This is a genomic window from Rheinheimera mangrovi, assembly GCF_003990335.1.
Taxonomy (GTDB): Bacteria; Pseudomonadota; Gammaproteobacteria; order Enterobacterales; family Alteromonadaceae; genus Pararheinheimera; species Pararheinheimera mangrovi.
The window spans coordinates 2,022,154-2,039,499 of the sequence record NZ_CP034683.1 but is presented as its reverse complement, the minus strand read 5'-3'; the positions used below and the strand labels follow the sequence as shown (position 1 = coordinate 2,039,499).

Here is a 17,346-nt window from a genome sequence, read left to right as displayed (position 1 = left end):
AAATGTTTCAATTTTACTAATGTAACCGTTTGCATAGATACTCTATTATGCCAGAGTCTGCTTTGAAACAGAACGCCAATTGTTAATTTCGTACATTAATTGCACAGGCTTTTACCTGATAATCGTCGCCTGAATCAGTCCTTGCCAACAGATTTTGAATAAGCTTCAATGGCAACTGAAATCAATCAACTGGCCCCCAGAGCCAGCCGAGGAACTATGACCTCCACCTTCACCGCTTTAGACTGGCTGATGTTTGTTATGTATTTTGTGCTGCTGGCCCTGACAGGCTGGTGGATCAACAGTTCTGGTGCAAAAAACAGTCAGGAGTATTTTATTGGCAGCAACAGTATGCCCACCTGGTTGGCTGCAATTTCGGTTCTGGCTACAGCACAATCTGCTGCGACTTTTTTGGGCGGGCCTGATAGTGGCTATCGTAGCAATCTAACCTACCTTGCCAGTAATATTGGTGCCCTGATGGCTGCCTTTTTTGTTGGTTATTTCCTGATCCCCAGATTTTATCGCTACAAAGTCAGCACAGTGTACGAATTACTTGAACTACGCTTTGGCAGCAGAGCAAAAAAACAAGCAGGTTTGATGTATCTGTTTGGCCGTATTTTTGCCAACGGCGCCAGGCTTTATATGGCAGCTATCGCAGTGTCGATGATTTTATTTACCGATATAGCTTTGCATCACGTGATTTGGTCTATCGCCCTGCTTTGTCTGGTCTCCTTGCTGTATTCAATTTTTGGCGGTATTAAATCTGTGATTTATGGCGATGCTTTCCAGTGTTTTGTTTATGTCGGCGCAGCAGTATTGGTGTTGTTGTACTTATGGAGCTCGATTCCAGCCGATTTTTCAACGCTCTGGCAAGCTTTGGAGAATCCGCCACATAACGCGGCCAGCAAACTAACCTTAATAGATACCAGCTGGGATTTTAGTTCAGCCAACGCTTTTACGCTTTACTCCAGTGTCACCGGCTTGTTTTTGCTTTATATCGCCTCTTTTGGTTTGGATCAGGATCTGACCCAACGGGCTTTAACCTGCAGAAATGCCCGTCAGGGTTCATTGGCTATTATCTGGTCTGTAGTTTTAGTGATACCTGTCACGCTGGTTTTTATGTTGATAGGTTTTTTGCTGTATATCTTTTACCAAAGGCCCGATCTGATGTCAGGTTCTGGCGCCGTTATGCAAAGTAGCCAATTCAGCGGTGAAAATATCACTGTGTTTATGTATTACGTTTTGCATGAAATGCCAGCTGGTTTGCGTGGTTTAGTTACAGTAGGCGTAATAGCTGCGGCAGTTTCTACTCTGACGTCCGGCTTAAACTCTATGGCTTCGGTGATTATTCAGGACTTGTATAAGCCCTGGCAGCAACAACGACACACTAAAAGCGAGCAATATTATGTGCGTGCTGCACGTGTTTCTATGCTGTTCTGTGCCTTAGCTTTGGCTTTGATGGCGATGCTGTGTTTTTACTGGCAGCAAAGCAGCGATATGCCACTTTTGCCCTTTGCTTTGGGTGTGATGGTATTTAGTTACAGTGGTTTACTTGGCGTCTATGCCAGTGCGCTCTTTAGTCAGCGCGGCAGTCCGGCATCTGTATTAGCGGCTTTAATTGGCGGTTTTGTTATCACCCTGCTGATGCAGCCTTATCTGCAACGCTATTATTTGCCGACCAACTGGCAGTTTGATTTGGCCTTTAGCTGGCAATTGTGTATAGGTTTTGCCTGCTCTTTTGTGATTTGCCAGTTGGGAAAAAACAGCGATGCAGTGGCACAAAAAGAACTCAATGGAGTACCAGCCTGATGCGTTGTTTGATGCTATTGCTACTCTGTTTAGCGGCGACACACTGTTTTGCTGACACTAAAGAGCTACAAACAGCAGCTCAGCAATTAGTCACTCAGCCTGATAGCTCCCCTATTGAGTTAAAAGCAAAACAGATAGCGCTAGTGGTAAACCAAAGCTCGCTTGTGGGCGACACTCATCTGCTGGAGCTACTGCTGCAACAAGGCTTTGATGTCAAAACCATATTCTCGCCTGAACATGGTTTTCGAGGCACCGCCGATGCAGGAGCAAAAGTGGACAACAGCATAGATCCAGACACTGGTGTCGCTGTGCTGTCTTTGTATGGTAAAAACAAAAAACCAACGCCTGAAACACTGAAAGGCATCGACCTGCTGATTTTTGATTTGCAGGATGTAGGTGTACGTTATTACACCTATTTATCCACTTTGCATTACGTGATGGAAGCAGCGGCAGAGCTAAATATTCCACTACTGGTGCTCGACAGACCCAACCCCAACGGCGCTTATGTTGATGGCCCAGTGCTTGAAAAGAACTACCAGTCTTTTGTTGGCTTACACCCTATCCCACTTTTACATGGTATGACGCTGGGCGAGCTGGCGCTGATGATCAAAGGTGAAGGCTGGATTAATAAGGCTGAGCAATTAAAGCTCTATGTGTTGCCGGTAAAAAACTATCAGCGGAATATGCCTTATGAGTTACCGGTGCGGCCAAGTCCGAATCTGCCGAATGCCCAGGCTGTGGCTTTGTATCCGTCTTTAGGATTTTTTGAAGCCACAGCTTTAAGTATCGGCCGGGGTACTGACTTTCCGTTTCAGGTGCTGGGCTACACCAATCCGCCTTTAGGCAATTTTGCTTTTAGCCCTGTATCCAAAGCTGGCGCTGCACTAAACCCTCCGCTGAAAAACCAATTGGTTTTGGGGCTGGATTTACGCAGCGTAAAAGCCGGAGGTTTGGATTTGAGTTATTTAATTCAGGCGCAGGCCCTTTTTGCAAAACATCAGTTAAAGCTATTTAACTCGCCGGACTTTATGGACAAACTGTCCGGCACAAATAAGCTAAGACAACAGATAGAACAGGGCTTTGGCGAAGCTCAAATTCGCCAAAGCTGGCAGAGTGAGTTAATCAAGTTCAGGCAACAACGCCAGCCTTATTTGCTCTATCCGGATCATCAGCTTTAATTCAAGCTGGGAACAGCTCTGCCATCTGAGTCAAAGTAGCGCCAGTCACCCTGTTAATGCGCCAGTCGTGCAGCATCACAGCACCTAAAGACTGATAGAAGTCGATAGCGGGTTGATTCCAGTCCAACACAGACCATTCCAGACGACCACAGTCGCGCTCTACCGCCAGCTTCGCCAGATAAGTGATCAAGGCTTTGCCCACACCCACACCACGGCAAGCAGGTTCAACAAATAAGTCTTCCAGATAAATTCCAGGTTTGGCTAAAAAGGTCGAGTAGTTATGAAAAAACAGCGCAAAACCTACGTCTTTACCCTGGTAATTCGCCAGTACCACTTCAGCATAACGGCTGTCAGCAAATAAGGTATCGCGCAGTTTTTGCTCAGTGGCTACCACCTGATCCGACAATTTTTCATAGTCAGCCAGTTGCTGAATAAAACTTAAAATAGTGGGTACATCAGCTTCTGTGGCTAAACGCAGTTCAAGGCCATCGATACGGGTTGAAATAATGCTCATCAGAATTCCTTCAAAAAGAAATGGGTCAGAAAAATAACGCCACAAAAACAAAGGGGTCAGAGTCATTGATCCGCTAGCAGCACATCAATGACTCTGACCCCTTGGCCGGCAACGGGCTAATTACTTAGCGCGGCTGCGGTATTCGTCAGTACGGGTGTCGATTTCAATCTTGTCGCCGATTTCAACGAAAGCAGGAACCATTAATTCGAAACCTGTGTCCAGCTTAGCTGGCTTCATCACTTTACCTGAAGTATCGCCACGGGCAGCAGGTTCAGAGTAAACCACTTCACGTACTACGAATGGAGGTAAGTCAACAGAGATAGCGCGCTCGCCGTAGAAAACTACAGAACACTGCATATCCGGAACCAGATATTTCAGTGCATCAGTCATGTTGTCTGCTTCGATTTCGTACTGGTTGTACTCAGCATCCATAAATACATACATTGGGTCTGCGTAGTAAGAATAAGTTACTTCTTTAGTATCTAACATAACTTGTTCGAACTTGTCGTCAGCACGGTACACAGTCTCGAGACCGCCACCAGTTAACAGACCTTTCATTTTCATTTTTACAACAGCAGCGTTACGGCCAGATTTGTTGAATTCAGCTTTCTGAACAACCATTGGCTCGTTGTTGACCATGATCACCTGGCCAGCGCGTACTTCTTGAGCAGTCTTCATCATAATTGAAATATCTTCTTGTTAGGAAAAATTGCGCGACATTATAAGTTTATTTTCAGCAAAACGCACGAGGTTGCTGGCAAGATCTTGCTGTTGAATTAAATATTCCTGCCATTTTTTGTTATGCATCTGAATTTGTTCACTAAAATTACTGAATAAAGCGAATTCTGCACTGATATCCTGCTCCAGATTCCAGACCATATGCAGCTTTTCTATGCAGGCTTTTTGTTCCGCAGGTGCATGCTGCAGGTACTTGTCTAAAAATGCCTCTAGTTTGACTATATGTGCCAGCTCTTCCTGCCGGTAAATTTGCCAGAGAAAAGGTTTGCCCGCCCAATGGGCTCTGATCACTGAGTCTTCACCCCGGACAAAATTAATATCGCAGCAGGCCAGAAGCTTATCGTACATAGGCTGTGGCATAAAATCTAAAATACGGATACTTAAAGATTTATTGTCAAAACGGCCTGTTTTTAGTTCGGAGAAAAGTTGGGTTAAATCTGTCGCCAGCTGCCCTTGTGGCACCAATAATAAGGTCCTTTGTGTAGCGTTCGCTAATTGTTCCAGCCAAGGGCGGATCTGCGCCTGACTATAGGCAAACAAAGAGATTTTTTGCTGATAATCCATAGCATCCAAAAGGCCTAACTTGTGCCAAAACTGCTGTTGTAGCTCAGTTGAATCGGTTAATTCGGTCAGAGCTTCCATCAGGCCTTGCTCTCTTAATAAACCACCGGTTTGTGGGGTAAAACCCGGGAAAAAGAAATACTTTTGTAGTGGTAACTGTGGATGAGGTGATGGCAAGGCATGACAGCCATGCACCCAATCTTCCGCCGACAGGTATTCCAGATTTAGCCACAAAGGTTTGTTGTCAAAAGAAGCCATCCACTGTAAATAAGAAGGCGGAATAGTGCAGGCTAAAGCTTCAATCACCAAATCTGGTCTGTCTGCAGCTGTAAGCTCAGGTAACACAGCAGTCCAATGCCGTACCAGCACGTCATTTTGCAACTGACTGGCGAGATTTGGATTGATACTATGGCAAATTTTCTGAAAGCTGGCTAAATCATCTACCCACAAGGTGACCTGCCATTGATGTTCAGTCTGCAACTGCCGGGCTAAACGCCAGCAAATGCCAATGTCACCAAAATTATCTACCACTGAGCAAAACAAATCGCAGCGCATGCATTACCTTTTAGAGCAGTTGGCTAATCAAAGCTTTCAGTGCTTTGGCCATTAAATACAGGGTGGCGATACTAAGCAGCAGGCATCCCCAAAGCAAGGCTTGGTACCATAATTTATGCGCTGCTTGCTTTAATTTTTGCCAAACACTTTGCGGCTGTTGCCAGTCGGGTAATTGTCGAAACAGCAATAACGTCAGCCAAGCCAATAACACCCACCCCAATAGCACTACAGATAATAACAAGGCAACTTCAAACACCACAGACGGGCCTTGCAGCAGATAATAAACCCCAAAACCAATCGCATAAAAGCCCAGAAAGACCAAGCCAAAACGCCAGACATAAAGCCGTTGAGCCAGTTGCTGCGCTTTACTAAGCAGTTTCACCTTTCCCCCTTTTCCAGCGTCAAAGGATACAAAGGCACAAGCCCAGCCTGCCCTGTCATATCCGCCACCAGCCAGATTTGTTCAAACGGATGTTTGGACGGAATTTGTAATAAATGCGGAGTTTGTTCCAGCTCTTCGGCGTGCCAGTCCGGATGAGCATTACGGATCACCAGCCAGACTTTTTCAGAGTCATAACTTTTTTGCGCCTTGTTCATGATCAGCTTATCCAGCGCCTGCAACAAACGTTCAGCCACAGGAAAATGGCTCAGCGACTGCAAAGCGTCCAGTGTGCCGCCTTTAAGTTCACGACCCAAAATTTTCATGGCTTCAGCTTCGCTGCCATACAAATGGGCAATTTCCAGATCCAGCCGTTGCTGTTCAAGATAACAGGACACATCTGGCTTCGCTGGTTCGTTATGCCAGATATGCTGCATTTTGACGCCGAATTTGTGCTGGTACAGTCGCATAAAAAGTTTGGCGGCCTGATGTTCCAGCGCTATTTTTTCATCGATACTGCTTTTCATCACACCCAACAAAGTTGTGTTTCGTATAAGCTTGTATCTTAACGAAAAAAAGTCAGGTGGTTATGCATTTTTTAACAGCAGTGGTTTTGTGTGTAGTGCTGTCTCTGCCCGCTGTTGCTGCAGAGCCTGATTGGACTTCATTAAAAACCAAAGCAGGCATCAGTTTGAGTTACAGATACAACCCAGAGCTGGAAGTCAAAGCCAGCGCTTTTTATCCCGGCAAACCAGAGAGCTTTTTGCTGTTACTCAAAGACACTAAGTCAGTGCGGCGCTGGCTAAAACAAAGCGAGGACGCCAGGCTTTTGGAGGGAAGCACAGAACATCATTGGAAGGTTTATACCCGCTTTACCTCAGTATGGCCTGTCAGCCCCAGGGATATGGTGACCTGTGCAGATGTCAGTCATATGGAAAAAAGCCTGCTTATTAATATTACCGACTGCTCAGAGTTAGTGCCGGAAACTAAAGGTTATGTGCGCATTCGGGATGTAAAAGCGCTGTGGACTTTAACCTCAAGAGATCAAGGTTATGACATGCAGTATCAGGGCAGTGCTAACCCTGGCGGTGAATTGCCAGAATGGCTGGTAAAACAACTCACATTAAGCTCGTTACGCGCCAGTTTTATCGCCTTTAAAACTGAATTAAAGCGCCCTGCTTATCAGGAGAAAACGCCCCAGGCTAGTCGTTAGATTTAACTTGTTTTTGTTTCAGCTGCTTATAAGCACCGGCGTTCGTCACCTTGCTATAACCCATATTTGTTAAGCTTTCCAGCGCAATACCTGAGCGGCGTCCACTGCGGCAATACAGCTGAATATCGGCCGTCTTATCAGCACTGACAGCTTCAATTTTTTGTTCAATTTCGTCATAAGGAATGTTGATCGCGCCTTCTAAATGCCCTGCGTTGTATTCCTCGGCAGTACGTACATCAATCCACAAGCTTTGCGCTACCGCCATTGGCCCCCACAATAACAGCGACATCAGTAATTTTTTCATGTCCAAAGTCCTTGTCCATTGAGTAACAACAAAAGCAAAAAGCAGCAAAGAGCAGCTGACAATAAACGCAACTTAGAGCAGAAGCTTAACGCAATGGCCAGCACAATTGTGCAAACTGCGGATACCGCATCCAGAAAAAACAGCGCCAACACAGAGCCTGTCAATACAGGTAAAACATTCATTAGTTTTAAAATATTGCGCTGATTTGAAGTACAGCAGCTTAACCAAAAGTAATGCTGCGATAACAACTGCCGCTGCCAAAGTTTTTGCTGGGCATAACACAAAAGTGCTAAAACCCAGATAAATACCGAATTTATAAAAATCAAAGCTTCAGCTTTTAGTGGTTGCACCAGCCAGTATTGCCACAAAGCCAGCACAAAAATAATTAGTAATAACAGTGCTTTATTTTGCTGCTGCCCGATAAACCAATACAACCAATACCGAAATAAAGAACCAGCCGAAAATGGGGTGCCCCTCAACTGATGTTGAATAACTCTTTCCAACAGCATCAAAGCTACTAGCGGTAAGCTCCAAAACGTCATAGCAGGCAGCATAAATACCGTGAAGAGAGCCAGCCAACTGGTCTGGCAGGCATGAAAACTCCAACAGAGCACAAGTAGCACCAACAGCAACTGCGTGGCATCCAGCCATGCCATCGTCTTTCCACTGAACAGCAGATAAACCAATACCGGCAAGGTTAAAAACCAGAAGGGCAACTGGTTTAGCAGCGCCATTAACTTATTGCTAAGCCATGCTACGCCTGCCGAAGGTGCCAGGCTTTCAACAAAATACTGTTCTGCCACAGATTTTTGTTGCCAGGCTATAGAGCCCTGCCAACAGAACATAATGACCAGTAACATTTGCAGATAGGGCCAACGCTCAACGGTAGCCAGCTCTGGGTTAAATAACTGAAACCCTAATAAAACCAAAGGCGCCCAGAGCCCTATCAGCGCATGGCCAGCAATCAGCAACAGCATCAAAGAAAACTGTTTCAGTGGCGCAAAAGCATCCTCAGCCTGTTGCCGAAATAGCTCATAACGGAGCAAAAGATAAGTGCCCACCGGCCTTTAACTCCAGATGTTGACTAAGCTCAAGCTGAAAACTTTGGGGTGATAAATGGCTGGCGATCAGCACCAGGGCCCCCCGATCTTTCGCCGCCTGTAACTGCGTGCAGCAATAGACTAAAGAATCCGGGTCCAATGCGTTAAAAGGTTCATCCAGCAATAGCAGTTGTGGTTTTGCCGCCAAAGCCAAAGTTAAACTCAGCTTCTTTTGTTGGCCTAACGACAATACAGCCACTTTTTGCTGCAACAAAGGCTCTAATGCAAAAGCTTTGGCATGCATTAGCAACTGCTCCATCGAAGTGCCGCGACAACGCGCTACCAACTGCAGCACGCCAAGCACTGTATTGTCCTGCAAAGGCGCCACCGCATCAGCGCTAATACTAACCAAAGCCTGATAAGCAGTGCTGCCAACCTGATGCTGATGAAAGCTGATACTGCCCTGCGATGCTTTATCAAGAGCGGCTAAAATTCGCAACAAACTGGATTTCCCAGAGCCATTAGCACCACTTAACCAGTGTAAACCCGGTTCCAACTGCAGGTTTAAATGGGAGAATAGCTGCTGTTTGCCATAACTAAAACTGAGTTCCTGAACGCACAACATTTACAGCATCCACTCTGCATAAAGCTCAGCCAATACAGGCCCTACTGATAACACCAATAACAGTGCCATAGCCCAGTTAAACATACGCTGATACAAAGGAGTATTGAGCAAGGTACGAAGCAAAGCGCCGCAGGTTAACCAGATCCCCACACAAGGGAAACTAACCAGCAAAAATGCAGCTGTGATTTGAGTCACGTCCCACCAGGCATTGCCAGCTACAGTAGTAAAAGCGGCCACAGCACCTGATGCCATGATCCAGGCTTTGCCATTCACCCATTGAAATAAAGCCGCTTGCAGAAAACTAAAAGGTTTAGCATCAGAGCCTTCAATACTGCTGGGCGTGCTGGAAGCAATTTTCCAGGCCAGCCACAGCAAATACAGCACACCTGCAACTTTGATCCAGATATGTAGCTGGGGGAAGCGTTCAAATACCACACCAAAACCCAGACCAACCAGTAACACCATCAAAGGGAAACCAAAACAAATACCAAAAAAATGCGGCAGACTGGCTTTGACGCCATAGTTCACACCCGACGACAACATCATGATGTTGTTCGGACCAGGGGTGATAGTGGTAGAAAAGGCAAAAAACAATACGGCGAAAAAAACGTCCACTTCAACTCCGGATCTCAAGGGTTTAATGCATTGAATCTAAAGCAGATCAGGGCGAGAACACAATAGAAAAAAAATAGTTAATCCGGCTTGTACCAAAGGATTGATTCCGCCAGCGGAGTTTCAGGTGGTAATAATGGATTCTCAAGCTCAACTAATTTACGTCCCGACAGCTTCATTTTCCTTAACTGACCGTCAAAGTGTTTTTGGAACATTAAATCAAAGCTACCGTCTTTTACGGCTTTGCGTAAACCCAACTCAATTTTTTCTGCCAATTGCGAATTTTTATTCGAAACAAAAAAATACACAGCACCCGGATAATGCAGCAGCCAATCGGTTTCGACATGCAAACCCTGAGCTGCAAAAAGTAACTGCTCGGCTTCTATTTCCATCACACTGCGTGGCACTGCTTCCACTCTTTTATGCAGCAGCATTTGGAACAAACTTTGATAGCTGGAGGCATTTAGTACTTTAAATTTATTATGCCGCAGCACATCCGTATCGACCCAGTCATGTACTTGCGACATTAATTGCTGTTTGAGCGCAGTTTCATCTTTTAAAGCGCTGAACTTGGTCTGATCCTCACCGCGAATAAGCAATAACCTATAGCTGCCAAGACCTTTATATAGAGGAACACGTATGGGTAAAAAACGTTTTTCCCGCTCAATGGACGTCATAGTCCAGACCACATCCACTTCCACCCCGGTTTCTAATAAATGCAAAGCCCGGCTTTTGGACACCCGCGCAGAGGTGCTTTGCAAAGTGGCGGTGCTACCGGCATTTTTCAGGGCAAGTTCAAGTAAAGCAATAGGATAGTTTGAACGCTGATCACCTGCATCTTCGATGGCAGGATAACGCACAGTGTCAGCAAAAGAGCTTAAAGGAAAAAACGTCAGGCAAAGCAGCAGATATAAGCACGATCTGTACATCAGGCATATCCTGAAAAATGAACTGCTTAGAGTCTAGAAGAATTCGGGTCAGAGTAAAATTAGACCAGTAGGTTTAATTTTACTCTGACCCGAATTAAAAGTTTTAGTCTTCGAAGAAGGTATCGCGCAGCGCTACAGTACGGTTAAACACCAAATGATCCGGTGTTGAATCTTTGTTGTCGGCACAGTAATACCCTTCCCGCTCAAACTGGAAGGCTTTTTCCGCTTGCGCTGCTTTTAAGCTTGGCTCAACTACACCTTGCTTCACTGTTAAAGAAGCAGGGTTAATCACAGCTAAAAAGTCTTCTTCAGCGGCAGGATTCGGCACTGTGAATAAACGATCGTAAATACGGAATTCAGCAGGCACAGCTTGCGACGCTTCAACCCAGTGAATTACACCACGCACTTTACGGCCATCCGCTGGATTCACTCCTAAAGTATCCGGATCGTAAGAACAAATCAGTTCAACAATATCGCCTGCTTCGTTTTTAATCACTTCGTCTGCACGAATCACATAAGCGCCACGTAAACGCACTTCGCCACCTGTGACCATACGTTTGTACTTTTTGTTGGCTTCTTCACGGAAGTCCGCTTTATCAATGTACAAGGTACGACCGAAAGGCACTTTACGGCTACCCATGCTTTCTTCTTTTGGATGGTTATGCACTTCTAACCATTCCACATCGGCGGCGTTGTAGTTGCTGATGGTCACTTTTAACGGATCGATCACAGCCATAGCACGAGGCGCATTGGCATCCAGATCTTCACGGATACAGGAATCCAAAGCGCTGATTTCAATCATATTGTCTTGCTTGGTCACACCAATACGTTTAGCGAACTCACGCAATGAAGCTGGCGTAAAACCACGACGGCGTAAACCTGCAATAGTAGGCATACGTGGGTCATCCCAACCTGCGACATGACCACCTTCAACTAAGGTGTGCAGCTTACGTTTACTCATCACCTGATACTCGAGGTTCAGACGAGAGAATTCGATTTGCTGTGGATGACAGGCAATAGTGATGTTGTCCAAAATCCAGTCGTATAAACGACGGTTGTCCTGGAATTCCAGCGTACATAACGAATGCGTAATGCCTTCCAGCGCATCAGAGATACAGTGGGTGAAGTCGTACATTGGATAAATGCACCACTTGTCACCTGTCTGGTGGTGATGGGCAAACTTGACGCGGTAAATCACCGGGTCGCGCATACAGATAAAAGCTGAGCTCATATCAATTTTAGCGCGCAGTGAGCATTCGCCTTCTTTAAAACCACCAGCGCGCATTTTTTCAAACAAGGCCAGGTTTTCTTCAGGTGAAGTGTCACGGGTTGGGCTGTTTTTACCAGGCTGAGTTAAGTTGCCACGGTATTCGCGCATTTGTTCTGCGTTTAAAAAACAAACATAAGCCAAACCTTTGTTAATCAGTTCAACGGCATAACCATACAAGGTATCAAAGTAATCTGACGAATAACGTACATTGCCAGACCAGTTATAACCTAACCACTGCACGTCCTGCTGAATAGAATTTACAAAATCGATGTCTTCTTTTTCAGGGTTGGTGTCGTCAAAACGTAAGTTACACTGGCCCTGATAATCTTCAGCAATACCAAAGTTCAGACAAATCGATTTGGCATGACCAATGTGCAGATAACCGTTAGGCTCCGGCGGGAAACGGGTCACAGTGGTGTTGTGTTTACCTGAAGCCAGATCAGCATCGATGATCTGACGAATAAAGTTAGTGGGGCGATGTTCAACGTCCGCCATAAAATTCAAATCCTTATCTAAATGCACCGACAACAAAGGCGTCAGTTCGGAGATATAAAATACCGACGGATTATATACTCAACTAAGCAGAAGAAGCGAGTTTCAAACAGAAGCCTGCAGCATTTCCATATAGACCAGCTCCCAGACATGACCATCTAAATCCTGAAATCCATGAGCATACATCACTCCGTGATCTTGGGGCTGGTTATAGGTGTTTCCACCAGCTTTTACCGCCTTTTGCACCAACTCGTCCACTTCCGCTTTGCTGTGGCAACTTAAGCAGTTCAGCACTTGTGTCTGTTGATGGCCATTCACCAGCGGATGTGGACTAAAACCAGCAAACTTTTCTTTCGTCAGCAGCATCAGATACAAGTGATCAGCAAGCACAATACAGCTGGCGCTGTTGTCACTAAATTGCGGATTAAAACCAAAACCCAACTGCTGGTAAAAGTCAGTGGCGGCTTTAACATCGGCTGCCGCCAGGTTGATAAATAATTTACGCTGCATGCTTTTTCCTTTAAAGGCTATCGGCAGCCAGAGTACCTGAAGCCTGTCCCGACGAAAAGGCAGTTGTCAGTCGTTGCAGGGCTGAAACAGATCCAGTTGCCGCTGATGCACTTTGCTGCTGATTTGGAACAGACCCAATAAGCTATGGAACAAATTGTCGTGACTTAGTTTTTGTTTGGTCCTTTGCGCTATGCATTCAGCGTTTAACTGCTGCACTCTGGCATAGGCATCAGACATCCACCACAGCATAGGTACTTTGGTCTGAGCTTCGGGCGCCATCCAATACGGCAGACCATGCAGATAAACGCCGTTTTCACCCAAAGACTCACCGTGATCGGACAGATACAGCATGGCCGTCTGATAGTCCTGCTCGCCTTGTAGCTGCTGAATAACACGGCTAAGCAGCTCATCAGTGGCCACTATGCTGTTGTCATAGGCATTAATAATGTCCTCTTGCTGACAAAGTTGCAGTTGCTTGTTAGTGCATTCGGGTAAGAAGTGTTTTTGGCTGCTGGCACTGCGTTTGAAGTACTCAGGACCGTGGCTACCCAGTTGATGCAACACAATCAACCTGTCCTGCGCAGAGGTTTTATTAAGTTCTGTTTCCAGCGCCTGCAGTAAAATTTCGTCTTTGCACTGGCCGTCTTCGCATAAGGGATTGCTGCTGTCGTTAAATAAAAACTCTGACGGCACTCTGTCACAAACGGTTTTGCAGCCGGAATTGTTGTCAAACCAGCGAATGTTTATGCCTGTTCTCTGCAGTATATCCAACACATTGCTGGTGTTTTTTGCTACAGACTCCACATACTGATCTCGCCTCATAACAGAAAACATACAAGGCACAGAATGAGCTGTGGCCGTGCCGCAGGAGCTAACATCGGTAAAACTGTAGACAGGTAAAACGGATAAAGCCGGATTGGTGGCTCTTGGATAGCCGTTAAGCTGAAAATGATCCGCTCGTGCTGTTTCTCCTAACACCAGCACTATCAAGCGTGGTTTTGCTGTTTTGGCCGTCACAGGCTGCACAGCATCAGTACCTGACTCGATAAATGACTCAGGAAAACGGCTTTTTAGCCAGGAGCCGGAAAAAGACACAGCGGCCGATACCGGACTGACGGGTAATGCCAGATGCTTTACATCTCTGAAATTACGGAAAAAAGGCGCAAGCTCTGAATAAGCGCAAGCCGCAACACTAAAAAGCGCAGCAAAAATCAGCACCAGACAGAGCAACCAATGCCACAAAAACTTTTTAAGCGGCATGACCCGGACTTTGATCAGACTGCTGCACAATAGTGGAAACAACATCACAGTGCTGACAGTCCAGAGCATAGATAGACTCAACAAGCCCCTCGCCTCTGCGGTATCGGTTTCCATGGCGTTTTGCAGCATAGAGGTGTCTATCACTATGCCAAAGCTGGTAATAAAGTAATAACTGACAGCGCCTGCGACAAAAAGCAGCAGCATCACAGGCTTTTGGATCCTGCTGAAACTTACTAAAACCGCCAGCAAAAAATTTAACAAAAACAACAATAAAATCAAACAGAGTTGCAGTTTAAACTGGCCCGGAACTTTGGCCTGAATACTGGACAAAAATGGGCCATTGAGCAGCAAGGTCATGCCAAGTGCTGAGATCAGTGCAAACCATAACGGATGCCAGAGTTTTTGCAGCTGTACTGAACTTTGACTTGAGCTGACCGTGCTTAAGGTGGCAATGACATCAGGCATTGTGGTCTACTCCAGCCAACCTGGCCTGAGCTGTTGGCTTGGGCAACCTGATGAAATAAATGGCAGTACAGACTGTCCAGCACAAAGCAGCAGTGAAGATATCGTGCGAGAAAAAATGCGCCCCCCTGATTTGCTGAACGGCACCCAACACTGTGCCTGCCAGCGCAGCACCAGCCAGCGCTTTGTTCGCCCACTGAGGTTTCAGATCGAGAAAAAAGTAATAAAGCCCAAGCCAGGCAAACCCTATGCTGGCGTGGCCTGCCGGAAAACATAAATGAACAGGTGCAGCGTCCGGCCTTTGCTGCAACAGCCCATAAAACGGCATATCGCCACCAAACTGCAGCAGATCCCAGGGGCATTCCATCGGCAACAAGTGCTTTAACAATGACACCAGCGCAAAACAGCTCAGCACTGCATACAACAAAGTCCAGAGTGCGTGGCTCAAGAGCGCAGCTTTTCCGATCCAACGCTGCCATAGCGCGTAGCCTAGCAGCGCCAACACCAGCAGCAGGTTTAAGTTCCTTACTCTGTCATGCAACAGGCTTTGCATCAGCCAGTGGTGCTGCAAGGCCCATTGGCCGCCCTGCAGTTGATACCACCAGTCTGCCAGCACAAAATCCAGTTTTTGCTGGTAAAACAGCTCAAACAGCAGACTGAACAACAGCAAAGGCAAGATAAGTGTTTTAAGCAAAGAGCTTCTGTAAGACGAAGGGAAAGGCAACACAATAACTACTCCGGGTCAATGACAGCTATGATGGCTTTAAGCTAAAACTAAAAACTTAAGGCATACTTAAAACATAAAAAAACGGCAGTATCAGACTGCCGGTTTTGACCTTTTAGTGCTGTTCGCCGCACGGTGCTGAGCTGGAGTTTTTCTGCTCCCGATACAAATAGGAGGGTAACTGCACTAAAGCCAGGGCTTTATTCTTTTCTGCCACAGACAGCGCGTGGTCGCTTAAATGAAGCTTCTGCTCTTTGGGCTGATACTGGCCTTTTATACCATTGCCATCAGGTTTTAATATCACTAACTCCTGCGGCCCTGCGCCTTGTTGCATCAAGGCAAAGTAATTTTCAAACTGCAGCAAAGCCCGGCCTGGACTGGTGTGGTCCAGCATAAAATCACGGCCTGTCATGGTATGGCAACTGGATACGCCCATCATAGATAACAAAGTAGGCGCTAAATCAATCTGACTGGCTAAGGGTTTCAGCAGCGCTGCTTTTGTATCCGCTCCTAAAATCAGCGCCGGAATATGAAACTTTTCGACTGGGATCAGGTTGTCGCCATAGACTCTGTTGTCATGATCGGCCACGATCAAAAACAAAGTATCCTGCCAGTAGGCGCTTTGTTTTGCCTTTTCAAAAAACTGCCCCATAGCCCAGTCAGCATATTTCACCGCGTTATTGACCGTAGCTTTTGGCTCTTCCTTTAATTCAATGCGGCCATCCGGAAACTCAAAAGGCTCGTGATTGCTGGAGGTGAAAATCAGACTAAAAAATGGCTTATCCTGCTGATGTAAAGCCGTTAATTGTTGGTGCGCAGCAGTAAATAGATCCTCATCACTGGCGCCCCAACTGCCGGTAAACACCGGGTTTTGCATCTGGCTTTGATCGACAATCTGATCCACTCCATTGCCGGTAAAAAAGCTGCGCATATTGTCAAAATGGGCTTCGCCACCATAAATAAACTGGGTCTGGTAGCCTTGATTTTTAAGGATGGATGCAAGAGTAGTGAAATGTTGCTGGCTATTGGATAACTTCACTGTACTTTGGGCTGGTGTCGGCGGAAAACCAGCGACAACGGCTTCAATACCACGCACAGAGCGGGTGCCAGTGGCATACAAATTCTCAAACCAGATGCCCTGTTGTTTTAACTTTTCAAGCTCTGGTGTGACAGCCACTCCGCCTAAGGACTCTACAAAAGTCGCGCCCAGACTTTCCTGCAGCACTATGACCAGATTCAGCGGTTTTGCGCGCTTGACCAGGGCCTGCTGCCAATGTGCTGTTGGGTACTCTGGATTGGTGAAGTTGTAGGACTTTAGCCAAGGCCAGTCCAGACTTTGTTGCAGCATTTGATTAGTCGGCAATTTGCCATAGATCTCGCTGGAGTGCGCTTCATGCTTTAAATTGTACAACGCATAAAGCACTGAATAAGCTGAACTTAATACCAGAGAGTTGACCATAGAATCCGATGTGATAGCAAAAATCGCCGGATTCGCAGGCCTGTGGTCTGTGGTGGAACGAATACCGGCAAATAACAACAACAAAGCCAGACACCACAGCCCAAGGCTTTTGAACACAGACCAGCGGTTCAGACTGCATTTCCCGGCACGAAATATGCGCCGCATCAACCAGGTCAAAGCCAGAGTGGCGAGCAGACCAAAGACTAAAGGCCAGCGAAAACCAAACCATAAGGTTGATAACACTTCTTTTGGGTATTTCAGATACTCGACAAAAAGCCGGTTTGGCCGCACATCGTACTGCATAATAAAAGCCGGCGTCGCCAGCTCCATAAACACCAACAGCACTAACGCCAGCAGGCACCACAGATAGCTGAATTGAAACCAGACTTTATTCAGTCCCCGCACTGAAGCCAGCGGGATCAACAGTACTGGCACCACCAAAAACAATGACACCACAATAATATCGGCGCGTATCCCCTGGACTAAGACGTCAAACAGCAATGCCGTGCCTTCCACTCTGTCAAATTGCCACAACACCAGTGCCAGCCTGCTTAAACTGAGCAGCAGCAAGCCAAGTACCGCAGTACGGATCAGATAACGATAAGGACCTAAGCAAAACAAATTGGCAAGAAAGGAGGATTTTTCGACGCTAACAACAGACATAAAGAGGCCTCAGTTTTTAATTGAGGCCAGCATAGAAGTTGATACTTAAGAC

Annotated in this window: 18 protein-coding genes; 3 read left to right on the top strand and 15 right to left on the bottom strand. The window is 46.3% G+C overall.

Annotated elements, in window-relative coordinates:
• Positions 1 to 168 precede the first annotated feature (168 nt).
• Both EK374_RS09225 and EK374_RS09220 read left to right on the top strand, forming a co-directional pair.
• Positions 169 to 1,806 (top strand): sodium:solute symporter, encoded by a 1,638-nt coding sequence (locus EK374_RS09225; RefSeq protein WP_233280376.1) that lies wholly within the window; start codon positions 169 to 171, stop codon positions 1,804 to 1,806.
• Positions 1,806 to 2,984, top strand: a complete 1,179-nt coding sequence (locus tag EK374_RS09220; RefSeq protein ID WP_127022319.1) for an exo-beta-N-acetylmuramidase NamZ family protein — start codon at positions 1,806 to 1,808, stop codon at positions 2,982 to 2,984. The genes EK374_RS09225 and EK374_RS09220 overlap by 1 nt, the downstream gene beginning before the upstream one ends.
• Position 2,985: 1 nt before the next feature.
• Here the strand turns inward: EK374_RS09220 and EK374_RS09215 are convergent, their stop codons facing one another.
• The 5 genes from EK374_RS09215 to EK374_RS09195 form a co-directional block, all read right to left on the bottom strand.
• Entirely contained in the window at positions 2,986 to 3,498 is a 513-nt protein-coding gene (locus EK374_RS09215) for a GNAT family N-acetyltransferase (RefSeq protein WP_127022316.1), read from the bottom strand.
• Between the two features lie 120 nt (positions 3,499 to 3,618).
• Positions 3,619 to 4,179 carry an elongation factor P gene (gene efp, locus EK374_RS09210; RefSeq protein WP_008899474.1) on the bottom strand — a complete coding sequence of 187 codons (561 nt, stop codon included), beginning with the start codon at positions 4,177 to 4,179 and terminating at the stop codon, positions 3,619 to 3,621.
• 18 nt (positions 4,180 to 4,197) lie between these two features.
• Positions 4,198 to 5,352, bottom strand: a complete 1,155-nt coding sequence (gene earP / locus EK374_RS09205; protein ID WP_127022313.1) for an elongation factor P maturation arginine rhamnosyltransferase EarP — start codon at positions 5,350 to 5,352, stop codon at positions 4,198 to 4,200.
• 10 nt (positions 5,353 to 5,362) lie between these two features.
• Entirely contained in the window at positions 5,363 to 5,734 is a 372-nt protein-coding gene (locus EK374_RS09200; protein ID WP_127022311.1) for a hypothetical protein, read from the bottom strand.
• Positions 5,731 to 6,258 (bottom strand): hypothetical protein, encoded by a 528-nt coding sequence (locus EK374_RS09195; protein ID WP_127022308.1) that lies wholly within the window; start codon positions 6,256 to 6,258, stop codon positions 5,731 to 5,733. Before EK374_RS09195 ends, EK374_RS09200 begins: the two co-directional genes overlap by 4 nt.
• A 62-nt stretch (positions 6,259 to 6,320) precedes the next feature.
• Here EK374_RS09195 and EK374_RS09190 point away from each other — a divergent pair, with 62 nt between their 5' ends.
• Entirely contained in the window at positions 6,321 to 6,944 is a 624-nt protein-coding gene (locus EK374_RS09190; RefSeq protein ID WP_127022305.1) for an START domain-containing protein, read from the top strand.
• On the opposite strand, the gene EK374_RS09185 is transcribed toward EK374_RS09190, so the two are convergent.
• The 10 genes from EK374_RS09185 to EK374_RS09140 all read right to left on the bottom strand — a co-directional run bounded on the left by EK374_RS09185 (position 6,934) and on the right by EK374_RS09140 (position 17,294).
• Complete coding sequence (locus EK374_RS09185) at positions 6,934 to 7,248, bottom strand: rhodanese-like domain-containing protein (RefSeq protein ID WP_127022302.1); 315 nt, start codon at positions 7,246 to 7,248, stop codon at positions 6,934 to 6,936. The genes EK374_RS09190 and EK374_RS09185 overlap by 11 nt on opposite strands.
• Positions 7,245 to 8,309 carry a DUF6136 family protein gene (locus tag EK374_RS09180; protein WP_127022300.1) on the bottom strand — a complete coding sequence of 355 codons (1,065 nt, stop codon included), beginning with the start codon at positions 8,307 to 8,309 and terminating at the stop codon, positions 7,245 to 7,247. The genes EK374_RS09185 and EK374_RS09180 overlap by 4 nt, the downstream gene beginning before the upstream one ends.
• A complete protein-coding gene (locus EK374_RS09175; protein ID WP_127022297.1) occupies positions 8,281 to 8,913 on the bottom strand; it encodes an ABC transporter ATP-binding protein in 633 nt (210 codons plus the stop codon). The genes EK374_RS09180 and EK374_RS09175 overlap by 29 nt, the downstream gene beginning before the upstream one ends.
• Positions 8,914 to 9,528 (bottom strand): LysE family translocator, encoded by a 615-nt coding sequence (locus EK374_RS09170; RefSeq protein WP_127022294.1) that lies wholly within the window; start codon positions 9,526 to 9,528, stop codon positions 8,914 to 8,916.
• 77 nt (positions 9,529 to 9,605) lie between these two features.
• Positions 9,606 to 10,454 (bottom strand): substrate-binding periplasmic protein, encoded by an 849-nt coding sequence (locus tag EK374_RS09165; RefSeq protein ID WP_127022291.1) that lies wholly within the window; start codon positions 10,452 to 10,454, stop codon positions 9,606 to 9,608.
• Positions 10,455 to 10,557: 103 nt separating this feature from the next.
• Positions 10,558 to 12,219 (bottom strand): glutamine--tRNA ligase, encoded by a 1,662-nt coding sequence (gene glnS / locus EK374_RS09160; protein WP_127022288.1) that lies wholly within the window; start codon positions 12,217 to 12,219, stop codon positions 10,558 to 10,560.
• Between the two features lie 102 nt (positions 12,220 to 12,321).
• Complete coding sequence (locus EK374_RS09155; protein WP_127022285.1) at positions 12,322 to 12,726, bottom strand: VOC family protein; 405 nt, start codon at positions 12,724 to 12,726, stop codon at positions 12,322 to 12,324.
• Positions 12,727 to 12,792: 66 nt separating this feature from the next.
• Positions 12,793 to 14,451 carry a phosphoethanolamine transferase gene (locus EK374_RS09150; protein ID WP_127022282.1) on the bottom strand — a complete coding sequence of 553 codons (1,659 nt, stop codon included), beginning with the start codon at positions 14,449 to 14,451 and terminating at the stop codon, positions 12,793 to 12,795.
• Positions 14,444 to 15,142, bottom strand: a complete 699-nt coding sequence (locus EK374_RS09145) for a phosphatase PAP2 family protein (RefSeq protein WP_127022279.1) — start codon at positions 15,140 to 15,142, stop codon at positions 14,444 to 14,446. The genes EK374_RS09150 and EK374_RS09145 overlap by 8 nt, the downstream gene beginning before the upstream one ends.
• 145 nt (positions 15,143 to 15,287) lie before the next feature.
• Complete coding sequence (locus EK374_RS09140) at positions 15,288 to 17,294, bottom strand: LTA synthase family protein (RefSeq protein ID WP_127022276.1); 2,007 nt, start codon at positions 17,292 to 17,294, stop codon at positions 15,288 to 15,290.
• Between the last annotated feature and the right edge of the window lie 52 nt (positions 17,295 to 17,346).

Excerpts from the sequence above, each read along its gene's own strand:
- EK374_RS09225 (WP_233280376.1), top strand. The coding sequence starts at position 169 with ATGGCAACTGAAATCAATCAACTGGCCCCCAGAGCCAGCCGAGGAACT.
- EK374_RS09220 (WP_127022319.1), top strand. The coding sequence starts at position 1,806 with ATGCGTTGTTTGATGCTATTGCTACTCTGTTTAGCGGCGACACACTGT.
- EK374_RS09215 (WP_127022316.1), bottom strand. The coding sequence starts at position 3,498 with ATGAGCATTATTTCAACCCGTATCGATGGCCTTGAACTGCGTTTAGCC.
- efp (WP_008899474.1), bottom strand. The coding sequence starts at position 4,179 with ATGATGAAGACTGCTCAAGAAGTACGCGCTGGCCAGGTGATCATGGTC.
- earP (WP_127022313.1), bottom strand. The coding sequence starts at position 5,352 with ATGCGCTGCGATTTGTTTTGCTCAGTGGTAGATAATTTTGGTGACATT.
- EK374_RS09195 (WP_127022308.1), bottom strand. The coding sequence starts at position 6,258 with ATGAAAAGCAGTATCGATGAAAAAATAGCGCTGGAACATCAGGCCGCC.
- EK374_RS09190 (WP_127022305.1), top strand. The coding sequence starts at position 6,321 with ATGCATTTTTTAACAGCAGTGGTTTTGTGTGTAGTGCTGTCTCTGCCC.
- EK374_RS09185 (WP_127022302.1), bottom strand. The coding sequence starts at position 7,248 with ATGAAAAAATTACTGATGTCGCTGTTATTGTGGGGGCCAATGGCGGTA.
- EK374_RS09175 (WP_127022297.1), bottom strand. The coding sequence starts at position 8,913 with ATGTTGTGCGTTCAGGAACTCAGTTTTAGTTATGGCAAACAGCAGCTA.
- EK374_RS09165 (WP_127022291.1), bottom strand. The coding sequence starts at position 10,454 with ATGTACAGATCGTGCTTATATCTGCTGCTTTGCCTGACGTTTTTTCCT.
- glnS (WP_127022288.1), bottom strand. The coding sequence starts at position 12,219 with ATGGCGGACGTTGAACATCGCCCCACTAACTTTATTCGTCAGATCATC.
- EK374_RS09155 (WP_127022285.1), bottom strand. The coding sequence starts at position 12,726 with ATGCAGCGTAAATTATTTATCAACCTGGCGGCAGCCGATGTTAAAGCC.
- EK374_RS09150 (WP_127022282.1), bottom strand. The coding sequence starts at position 14,451 with ATGCCTGATGTCATTGCCACCTTAAGCACGGTCAGCTCAAGTCAAAGT.
- EK374_RS09140 (WP_127022276.1), bottom strand. The coding sequence starts at position 17,294 with ATGTCTGTTGTTAGCGTCGAAAAATCCTCCTTTCTTGCCAATTTGTTT.